This window comes from Haladaptatus sp. W1 (genome assembly GCF_001723155.1).
In the GTDB taxonomy this organism is placed as follows: Archaea; Halobacteriota; Halobacteria; order Halobacteriales; family Haladaptataceae; genus Haladaptatus; species Haladaptatus paucihalophilus.
In genome coordinates, this window is the sequence record NZ_MEIH01000130.1 from 1 (window position 1) to 3,076 (window position 3,076).

The 3,076-nt window shown below is 60.2% G+C and carries 7 protein-coding genes; 4 read left to right on the forward strand and 3 right to left on the reverse strand.

Annotated features, from left to right (window positions below):
• Together BG842_RS07055 and BG842_RS29645 are read right to left on the reverse strand one after the other, a co-directional pair.
• A partial coding sequence (locus tag BG842_RS07055) for an MFS transporter (RefSeq protein WP_139136055.1) occupies positions 1–611 on the reverse strand: 611 nt, incomplete at its 3' end.
• Between the two features lie 163 nt (positions 612–774).
• Entirely contained in the window at positions 775–921 is a 147-nt protein-coding gene (locus BG842_RS29645; protein ID WP_175424096.1) for a hypothetical protein, read from the reverse strand.
• A 105-nt stretch (positions 922–1,026) separates the two neighbouring features.
• Between BG842_RS29645 and BG842_RS07060 the strand changes: the two genes are divergently transcribed.
• From BG842_RS07060 to BG842_RS28715, 3 genes are read left to right on the forward strand one after another with little or no spacing between them, the layout of a single operon-like run.
• Positions 1,027–1,731 carry a PrsW family glutamic-type intramembrane protease gene (locus tag BG842_RS07060; RefSeq protein ID WP_254662966.1) on the forward strand — a complete coding sequence of 235 codons (705 nt, stop codon included), beginning with the start codon at positions 1,027–1,029 and terminating at the stop codon, positions 1,729–1,731.
• On the forward strand, positions 1,646–2,176 hold the full coding sequence (locus BG842_RS28710; protein ID WP_139136056.1) for a hypothetical protein: 531 nt from the start codon (positions 1,646–1,648) through the stop codon (positions 2,174–2,176). The genes BG842_RS07060 and BG842_RS28710 overlap by 86 nt, the downstream gene beginning before the upstream one ends.
• Positions 2,169–2,399, forward strand: coding sequence for a hypothetical protein (locus BG842_RS28715; RefSeq protein ID WP_139136057.1), 231 nt, complete (start codon positions 2,169–2,171; stop codon positions 2,397–2,399). The genes BG842_RS28710 and BG842_RS28715 overlap by 8 nt, the downstream gene beginning before the upstream one ends.
• A gap of 24 nt (positions 2,400–2,423) precedes the next feature.
• Here the strand turns inward: BG842_RS28715 and BG842_RS29650 are convergent, their stop codons facing one another.
• Positions 2,424–2,642, reverse strand: a complete 219-nt coding sequence (locus BG842_RS29650; RefSeq protein WP_175424095.1) for a hypothetical protein — start codon at positions 2,640–2,642, stop codon at positions 2,424–2,426.
• Between BG842_RS29650 and BG842_RS07065 the strand changes: the two genes are divergently transcribed.
• Complete coding sequence (locus BG842_RS07065) at positions 2,636–2,911, forward strand: hypothetical protein (protein WP_069450226.1); 276 nt, start codon at positions 2,636–2,638, stop codon at positions 2,909–2,911. The genes BG842_RS29650 and BG842_RS07065 overlap by 7 nt on opposite strands.
• Positions 2,912–3,076: the final 165 nt, after the last annotated feature.

Below are 3,076 nucleotides of genomic sequence, written 5' to 3' on the forward strand. Positions count from 1 at the left end.
TCGGAGGGTGACGGCTCACGACGCCACCGATACACGACGACGAGCACGGCGAGGAACGAGAGCGCGTTGAGCAGGAATACCGTGGCCGCTCCGGTCGCTGCGAGGATGAGGCCGCCGACCGCTGGCCCGACCGCTCTGGCGATGTTGAAGCCGACGGCACCGAGCGAAATCGCGGCCGGGAGTTCGTCCCGCGACACCAACTCGGGTTGAATCGCCTGCCACGTCGGGTTCATGAACGCCGTCCCAAACCCGAGCGAGAACGTGAGGAGCAACAGTATCCACGGCGTCGTTTGCCCAGTCGCGGTCAGCACGCCGAGGAGTCCGGCGGTGACGAGCATCCATACCTGTATCGAAAGCAGGAGCCAGCGTCTGTCCACGATGTCGCCGATGGCACCCGCTGGAAGGGAGACGACAACGACGGGGAGCGTCGTCGCCGTCTGCACCAGCGCGACGAACAGGGCCGAGGTGGTGAGCGAGGTCATAAGCCACGCCGCTCCGACATTCTGCATCCACGTCCCGACGTTCGACACGAGCGCCGCCGTCCACATCGCTCGGAAGACTGGTTCCCGAAGCGGTTGCCAGACCGAGACGGCGTCGTCAGTCTCAGCCACGGAACGTCCCTCCTCGATTCGGTGCCCTCTTCGAATCCGAACTATCGTCGCTCATCGTCCCCCCCGACCGCGAGTCCGTTTCGTTCCCGTCCCGGTCTCGCTGTCGAAGCGTGAAGACGTTCGGAGCGGCTAAAGTTCTGTCCCGTCGAAACGGGCGTGGGGCCTACCGTCGACGCCCGCGTCTCCCTCTCGTGAGGATGAAAAACACGACGACGAGCAGTATCCAAAGCGCGACCATCTTCACGCCCTCCCGTCCGGTTTCGGACGGTTGCGTCGGCACGTCGGTTTCTTCGATCGAGAGGAGTGCCATGGCAACGTGGGACGACGAGCGCGAGAATAAAACTGGTGGGCTCGTTCGTCCGTGCGGACCCGTTTCGCCACCAATCGTTATGACGAACCGTCACGTGTACGGTGTATGGGTGGGAGCGAGGACGACGTGATAGAGATATCGCTTGGGGAGGAGGACCTCTACGACGTGACGACGTGGGAGGAACGCACGCGAACCGACCGGGCGGCGGTGGCCATCTACCGCGGCCTCACGGACAACTGGCGGCGGGTGTTCGTCGCGCTCGCGGTGTTGCTGTTCGTCGCGCAACTCGCCGCGACCGGGTTCATCCTCTTCCTGCAACCGGCGCTTGGCGTGTTGACGTTCCTGTCGGTCATCCCGGCGTTCGTGCTCGCCGCGCTCATCTGGTACGGCGACGACGTGCAGCGCGAACCCCTCGCGCCGCTGGCGGTGACATTCCTTCTGGGCGTGCTGTTCGCCGGGTTCGCCGCCCTGCTAAACACGACCTTACAACCCGTTTTCCAACTGATCCCGGTCGTCGGAACGGTCGCCTTCTTCTACGTCGTCGTCGGGCCGGTCGAGGAGACCTCGAAATGGCGCGGCTGTCAGCCACATATTTCACATCTCAAAGTCGGTGGAAAAGCCAATTGGGGCAAGTCGGAAGCAATCATCGACCTTCTCGATGCTGCCAATGAACGCGGTCTTGAAGTTAACGTTCGACCAGTATCCATACACTGCTGGATCAACGATGCTCACTGCGTTACTTCCCCCCTGGGCACGAGAGGGGAACTCGTCAGATATTCTCGACCGTTTACAAGACCACGAGATCCGTGAGCAAATCCGCACCGATATCGAATCCAACGGCGAGTGGGAAAACCTTGCACGGGCCGCGGGCACGTGGGAGAACATTCTCATCACCCATACAGCCAGTGGGCAGGACGTCGGCGAAACGGTTGACTCGATTGCAGCCCAACGCGATCTCGATCCAATCGACGCGATGTGCGACTTACTCGTCGAAGAAGACCTCGATGTAACGATGGCGGACTTCATTATGGCTGAAGAAGATATCGAACGGTTCCTCGCTGATGAACGAGGAACCATCTGTTCGGATGGTATCTTCGGCGGAAAACCCCATCCCCGGGCAATCGGAACGTTTGCTCGAATCCTCGAACGGTATGTCAGAGAGCGTGAAGTGATGTCGATTGAGACTGCCGTGTACAAAGCCAGTGGGGCATGCGGCGGCAGTACTTGGCCTTTCAGACCGGGGACGCGTGGCTGAAGACTATCACGCCGACCTCGTGGCCTTTGACCTCAAGACGGTACAAGAGAATGGAACGTACGAAAATCCATTGCAGTTGGCTGATGGCATGCAATATGTCCTCGTTAACGGAACAATAGCGGTCGAAGATGGGCAACCAACGGGAGACCGGTCAGGGACGGTGCTTCGGTCGACAGAGGAGTGGGAGAGCTCATCCCGACCAGAAAACGAGAAAAACGCGTAAACGCGTCCTGATTTGTACTACGCCTTATTGCGACGACGAGCGTTCGTCACCATACAGCGCGTTGACGTCGGCCAGGTCAGGTTGAATGCGCTGTGGTTTACCACTGGCTTCCATCGCACTTTTGGTATCCTTCAATCCGTATCCGGTGACGACAGCACCGGCGTCAAGATGTGGTACTTCGCCAAGAAAATGAACGAGGGTGGCAAGAACGCCACGGCCGGTCGGAAGTTCGCCGAGTGGCACACCACGAACACCGACCTCTCCTCGGACTCGCCGAGGACCACGGCTTCATCCCGGTCCACAAGGATCTCGCGGGAAGCGACGACCTCCCGGCCGCGGTCAAAGGCTTCTCCGAATCCGTCACTATGGGTGAACCCATGCCGACCGCCCCGCACATGAACAAGGTGTGGGACCCCGTGAAAAACGCCTTCCTCAAGGTGCTCAAAGGCAAGCAGGACGCCAAACCGGCCTTCGAAGAGGCGGAAACGACCATCAAGCAGAACTGGGAATAAGGCCTCGCAATGAGTATTCGCTCGACGTTCACACGCGGCGCGCAAGCGCTGGAAAACCCCGTGTTCGACCGGGACGACCTGCCCCTACTACTGGTACTGCCGGGGCTGTTTCTGTTCTCGGCGTTCATGTTCTATCCCATCCTCTACTCGGTGTACCTGTCGTTC